Annotated in this window: 7 protein-coding genes; 5 read left to right on the forward strand and 2 right to left on the reverse strand. The window is 53.1% G+C overall.

What is annotated here, in order from left to right; translation table 11 throughout:
- From ASD54_RS11960 to ASD54_RS11975, 4 genes are all read left to right on the forward strand, one after another.
- The coding region (locus ASD54_RS11960) for a diguanylate cyclase (RefSeq protein ID WP_156379202.1) at window positions 1–437 on the forward strand (437 nt) is incomplete at its 5' end.
- 145 nt (window positions 438–582) lie between these two features.
- Window positions 583–978 (forward strand): DUF1236 domain-containing protein, encoded by a 396-nt coding sequence (locus tag ASD54_RS11965; protein ID WP_062554854.1) that lies wholly within the window; start codon window positions 583–585, stop codon window positions 976–978.
- Between the two features lie 92 nt (window positions 979–1,070).
- Window positions 1,071–1,256: a hypothetical protein gene (locus tag ASD54_RS11970; RefSeq protein WP_062554855.1), complete on the forward strand. Its 186-nt coding sequence runs from the start codon at window positions 1,071–1,073 to the stop codon at window positions 1,254–1,256.
- Window positions 1,257–2,201: 945 nt separating this feature from the next.
- Window positions 2,202–2,543 (forward strand): hypothetical protein, encoded by a 342-nt coding sequence (locus ASD54_RS11975; RefSeq protein ID WP_062554856.1) that lies wholly within the window; start codon window positions 2,202–2,204, stop codon window positions 2,541–2,543.
- A gap of 3 nt (window positions 2,544–2,546) precedes the next feature.
- Here the strand turns inward: ASD54_RS11975 and ASD54_RS11980 are convergent, their stop codons facing one another.
- Window positions 2,547–4,433 carry a diguanylate cyclase gene (locus tag ASD54_RS11980; protein WP_062554857.1) on the reverse strand — a complete coding sequence of 629 codons (1,887 nt, stop codon included), beginning with the start codon at window positions 4,431–4,433 and terminating at the stop codon, window positions 2,547–2,549.
- Window positions 4,434–4,612: 179 nt separating this feature from the next.
- Here ASD54_RS11980 and ASD54_RS11985 point away from each other — a divergent pair, with 179 nt between their 5' ends.
- Window positions 4,613–4,957 carry a hypothetical protein gene (locus tag ASD54_RS11985; protein WP_062554858.1) on the forward strand — a complete coding sequence of 115 codons (345 nt, stop codon included), beginning with the start codon at window positions 4,613–4,615 and terminating at the stop codon, window positions 4,955–4,957.
- Here the strand turns inward: ASD54_RS11985 and ASD54_RS11990 are convergent.
- A complete protein-coding gene (locus tag ASD54_RS11990; protein ID WP_062554859.1) occupies window positions 4,954–5,208 on the reverse strand; it encodes a hypothetical protein in 255 nt (84 codons plus the stop codon). The genes ASD54_RS11985 and ASD54_RS11990 overlap by 4 nt on opposite strands.
- Between the last annotated feature and the right edge of the window lie 336 nt (window positions 5,209–5,544).

Consider the following 5,544-nt stretch of genomic DNA (forward strand, 5'->3'; position numbering starts at 1 on the left):
ACAGGTTCAAGACCTTCAACGACCAATATGGCCATATGGCGGGAGACGCCTGCCTAAAGTCTGTGTCTGCAGCGCTTGCTAGCGTAGCGCGACGGTCTCGTGACCTTGTCTGCCGGTTTGGCGGCGAAGAGTTTGCAATTCCTCTGCCGGATACTGATCTTAAAACTGCGCTAATCTTGGCTGAAAAGGTGCGCACATCAATTGCTCAACTCGGCATTCCGCATGAAGAAAGCGAACACGCTGTGGTCACCGCAAGCTTTGGTGTCGCAGTTTTTACAAAAGGGTCAACCGTAAGTCACCCGACTGAGCTGGTGGCGCGGGCTGATCTCGCGCTTTACCAAGCAAAGGATCAAGGGCGGAATCGAGTGACGTTCATTAAGGAGGGTGAGAATATCCTAATGCGTCAGTTCTCCGCGTTCGATGGCCATGCCGATTGAGGCGATACGGCAACTGACTAGCCTTCAGTACACAATTCCTGCAGTTTAGAGTTCGGTCCTATGAAGACCTATATATCGCTATGGAACTAAGATAAGTTCTCCGCATTTCTTTCCCCAAGTTCAATCTGAAGGGAAGGAAAGTCCAATGATGAAGAATATCGTTTTTGCTGCGGGTATTTTGGCTGTCGCTGCTGGATCGGCCTTTGCTCAATCGTCGACGGTAAACGGTGCTGCGGGTGGAGCGGTGACCGGCGCGATCGTCGGCGGCCCAGTAGGCGCTGCAGTAGGTGGAGTGGTTGGCGCGGTCGCTGGTACGGCTATCGATCCTCCGCCACAGAAAGTTGTTACCTACGTTCGTGAAGCGCCAGCACCCGCGCAGAAAGTGGTCGTAAAGGAAAAGGTTGTGGTCGGTGAAGCTCTGCCGTCTACCGTCGTCGTTACGCCAATCCCAGAGAGCCCGACCTACGCCTATGCCTATGTCAATGAACAGCGCGTCATCGTCGAACCTTCTACCCGCAAGGTCATCCAAGTCGTCAATTGAAGCAATGCGCAGACCGGGCTGCTGCCCAAATCACTATAGTGGCCCCATTTTTGATCCTACAAACTCACAGATTTCAGAAGAGGCGTAAAACCATGTCGGAACGTGAACCAACAATTATCAATACCGGCGGCAGCGGAAGCGCCGGCTGGGCAGTAGCCGTCATCATCCTGCTGGCTGTTATAGTCGGAGGATACCTATTGTTTGGAGGCGCAATTTCCGGTGGAAAAAGCGTTGATGTCAACGTCAAACTCCCGAGTATCGAGGCTCCATCGAAGTGATCAAGGCGGCGAAAGCCGCCTTCTCAATTTGATAGAAGTAGCTATTGCTATTCCGGGTACAGGAAGCATTCTTAACACAGCATGGGTTTCAAGCAGGGGTCAGTATTCATGTATCGAAAAGCTCCAACGGCCATTGAGAATGACGACCACGCTACTGGCTGGCGCATCATAGTAGCGGTTCTTTTAGGAGGAACAGTTGCGGGCTACATCCTGTTTGCAGGTATTGCAGATACCGGTGTCAGACCAGTAGCGACGCAAAGCCCGGCAGGTTCTCCTCTACCAAATGTCCTTAAATGAGCCCGATCTTCAACATCGAAGTGCACAAATTAACGGCACTTCTACTTGTACGCTCCGACGCGATGTACGTAGCCTAAATCCGACTCCATCGATTCAGCTCGCCCGCAAATATTGCAGTCATCTTTTTACTCATTCGAAAGCTGGGTTGGACTGCTGAAGTCGGGACGCTAAAAATATCGCTGGTGTGGAACCATTGATCATCGATGGTATTTGGCTGGCTTGACCGAGTTTGCCGGGCCAATCTCCATAGGCTCCTACCCATTGACTATTGAATTGTATAAGGAAAATATGCTGCCGCGCTACTTACAATCCCAGCGGTGGGAGAGGTCAATTAACCGTTTTTAGTTCAGCCAAAGCCAGATGACAGACTATCTCATCTTTATGCCTGCCCCCCGATGAGGGGTCGGTTGTTTGTTCAGACAGAGAAGGCGTTAGAAAGGGGCGTCTACTCGCGCTTCTGATGCTGCATCCCGTCAGTGCGACGTATCAGCGTAGGAAGATTTCCAGCCTGAACCGTCAATGACGACTTGACGGCGTAGTATTTTCACACAGGGATGGTTTGTATTAACTGAGCGTTAACCGTGCCTTTTGGACAGGCTGGGTTATTAGGGTCGTCCTGCGTTACCCTTTCGGTAACTGGAGTGATTCATGGGTCAAAGCTATTCTTCGTTTATCGAAGCTGGAAGCAATGCAAAATCTGTTCGAGAGCTTCACGCAATCACTCTGGCAATCAGCGAAGACGACAGGACTCCTAAGAACGCTCGCGCAGCGAGCTTGTCCCTGTTACGAAAGCTGGAACAAGTTGTTGATCGTCCGATCGCGAAGGCGTCGTTTCTGGCATCGATCTGGCGAGATTTCCGTCAGCTGATGCTTTTGCTGGAAGAAAAGCGGGTGGAACCGGCCACTACTACCAAGGCCGTGGCTTCGGGTTCTCACCCGCATCCAACTCGGTGGGACGCTCCATTTAAAGGCCCTGGCGATCGTCTTTAAGAATCATGCTGCCTTTATGACATTCAGGCCACGCACACAGCCGCGACCGGAAGTTTTTGCGTGGTAGAGCGCTTCATCTGCATAACGGAGTAATTGGCCGATGTCTCGCCCCTTGCTGTTCTGCCAGGTTGCCGCCCCCACGCTGACCGTGACGACCCCTTTTTCGCTCCCGACATGATTGAGCGACAAATTTCTGACAGCCCGACAGATCCAATGTGCCACCTCGAGAGTAGCGGTCGCGCCCATGCCTGGAAGGATAACGGCGAACTCTTCTCCACCATACCTGGCTACGGACACGCCGGGCGATTTGGAAAGAAGCCCTTCCAGAGTTTGGGCGACACGCTTCAGACACTGATCTCCTGCCGGATGCCCGTAGGTGTCATTGAACGCCTTGAAACGATCGACATCAATCATGAGCAGTCCAAGATCTGCTTCCTCACGTATGGCGTCTTGAATTGCACTGTCCAACACGCGATCGAACCCGCGGCGATTGATCACGCCCGTCAACCCGTCCGTATCAGCGACTGCTGCAAGTTTAGCATTAAGCTGAGACAGCTCCCGCTCCTTGCGTCGGACTTCAGTAATGTCCGAGAAAACAATTGTCATTCCACCGTCGCGAGATGAGCGCGTGCGTGTCTCTACCCATCGCCCATTTGCCAGCGGGAATATCCGGTTGCCCGCAGTCAACAGATCTTTTGTGATCTGGTCTGCCAATATCTCTGGGCGGTGATCGGAAGCTGCGACCTCGCCGCGTTCGAGCGAGGCCGAGACGATTTCCCGGAGATTGACGCCGGGTTGGCGCAGATCAGAGGTTAAGGGAAACAGCTCCGTGTGCTTGTCGTTTTGAAACAGAAGTCGTCCATCTGCATCAAACATAGCCAAGCCGTCGGCCATGCTGGCGAGGGCGTCCTCCAGCTTGGCTTTGGTCTCTGCGAGAGTAACCTCCAGCTGGTGCTGCTCTGTAATATCCTTGTTATGCGTGATCAGGCCGATGAGTTTTCCGTGTTTGTCCTTCAGCGGTGCCTTGAGCGTCGAAAGCCATGTTTCGTAACCGTCGGTTTTTATGAAATTTTGCCTGAGACGTGTGGGTTCGGCACGCTGCATCATCTCAATTTCTGTCCGGCGAAACTCAGACGCCGTGTCAGCCGAATAGAAGTCCGCGTCCGTTTTGCCGTGAAGGTCAATAGCTGATTTAGCACCCATCAGCTTCGCCGTCGCCGGGTTTGCAACTATGAACCGTCCCTCGATATCCTTTGCATTCAGGCAGTCGGGCAAGGCTTCGATGATCGCCCGGTAGACACGGTTTTCGACAGTGGCCACATGCCTGTGTAGTTCCTGCGTCAGTGCGCATGCTGCAAGGAACGTTGCACCAAAGAGGATGCCGGCAAAAGGAAGAACGGTTTCAAGCGTGAGTTGCCACCAAATACTGCTTGGCAAAACCAGATAAAAGCCAAAGATGCCGCTGAATGCCACAGCACCCGACAACCAGATGAGGCTGCTGATTGAGGGGATCTTTTTCCCCCTTATGAAGAAGCCGAAGAGCCCAAAGCCAGTTGCCATAAAGATATGCGGCACTGCAATTGACAGACCTGTGCCACCTGCCGCGATACGGCGTAACAGAGCCGTCAGGAAGGGCAAGACTGCAGCCCACGGACGACCAAAGAAACCCGATAGGGCCAGGAATGTGTAACGTGTGTCGAGGTAAACACCTTCGCGGAAATGAAACGGCAGTGCCATGACTGCCAGGACACCAGCAGACATGACCAGGCCGAGCGCCAATGCCTGATGCCTGTCCCGCAGAACGCTCAAGTGCCGATAAGTGAGGGTCCATAACGACGTGGTGATGGCGACGACCGCAAAGTTTGAAAGCAGTTCTTCCCACAGGTTCATTCGTAACCCTCGATACAGATATGCCACAAATCTAGCATGCACCTATGAACGGGCTTCAAAGCATCAGAGTTAACATGCGGTTAGGCTGAACACCCACACGCCTTTCCCGGTGGATCTCATTATTTTGATGTCGAAACTATCCAGCGGTTGCTCAGTTGTGCGGAAAAAAGGCTGAACTGATGTCTATCAAATCGATTGCCGTATTTTCTTGTCCGGGTGTCCTTACTCCTCAGATCAGCGCACGTTGGGCAATCGAAGGCCTCACGTTGATAGAGTGCCGAGACATCAGCGATGTTCATCGTATCCCGCGTGAAGAACGTATAGGAGCCCTGCTCGACGTTACTCTCGGGGTCGATCAGTTATTTGACCTGTCAGAGGCGCTGGAGCGCCTGGAGGTAGCTTTTGTATTTATCGCCGCTGAGACTGAAGCATGGCCTGGGTATCGGTTGCGAGGCGGATCGGCTCGCATTCAAGAAATAGAAGAAGCATTGCTCTTCCAAAACGACGACGGACGCAGACACTAGTCGGCCGCGCTCAGCAGTGAACCCCGAACTCGTTCCAGCATACGACAAAATATCTCGCGATATGCGTCGTCGTTGCCAAGCACGCTTTGGTTCTTCTGGGCAAGACACTCCATCGCGACCGACACCAGTTCCGCCTGCGCCAGGTCGTGGGGCGTCAGCTGCATGGCAAGGTTTACCACTCGATTGCGGAGTTCTTTATCAGCAATCTGCTCGCTGATCAGCTGTAAGGGTCTCGGCTCTGCATCTTGCATGACTGCCTCCGCCCAAAGAATGCAGCACTCCTAGTCCTGTTCCCTCAACTTAGGCTAATCGCGTCTCCTGTCTGCTAGTGTACGGTGTGGGCGAACTGATTCGCGCACATACTCTGCACATGCTGCTGAGCGCGCGCGGCATTGATTCCGAGAAACGGGTGAGATACGAGGGACCATACCTCAAGCAACTGTCCCTTTAGAACCAGCACTGGAGAGCTACGGTGAAGAGGAGGCTACTGGCAGTCGCTGCTACGGCTCTTTTGCCTGCTTTGGGCCTGATTGCATATAACGAGATGGCTAATCGCCAACAGCGAACGGCAGAGATCAATGCTCAAG

Origin of the sequence: Rhizobium sp. Root149, from assembly GCF_001427345.1 — a bacterium.
In the GTDB taxonomy this organism is placed as follows: domain Bacteria; phylum Pseudomonadota; class Alphaproteobacteria; order Rhizobiales; family Rhizobiaceae; genus Neorhizobium; species Neorhizobium rhizoryzae.

What these genes read in the sequence shown, in the direction of transcription:
- ASD54_RS11965 (WP_062554854.1), top strand. Translation starts at nt 583, where the DNA reads ATGATGAAGAATATCGTTTTTGCTGCGGGTATTTTGGCTGTCGCTGCT.
- ASD54_RS11970 (WP_062554855.1), top strand. Translation starts at nt 1,071, where the DNA reads ATGTCGGAACGTGAACCAACAATTATCAATACCGGCGGCAGCGGAAGC.
- ASD54_RS11975 (WP_062554856.1), top strand. Translation starts at nt 2,202, where the DNA reads ATGGGTCAAAGCTATTCTTCGTTTATCGAAGCTGGAAGCAATGCAAAA.
- ASD54_RS11980 (WP_062554857.1), bottom strand. Translation starts at nt 4,433, where the DNA reads ATGAACCTGTGGGAAGAACTGCTTTCAAACTTTGCGGTCGTCGCCATC.
- ASD54_RS11985 (WP_062554858.1), top strand. Translation starts at nt 4,613, where the DNA reads ATGTCTATCAAATCGATTGCCGTATTTTCTTGTCCGGGTGTCCTTACT.
- ASD54_RS11990 (WP_062554859.1), bottom strand. Translation starts at nt 5,208, where the DNA reads ATGCAAGATGCAGAGCCGAGACCCTTACAGCTGATCAGCGAGCAGATT.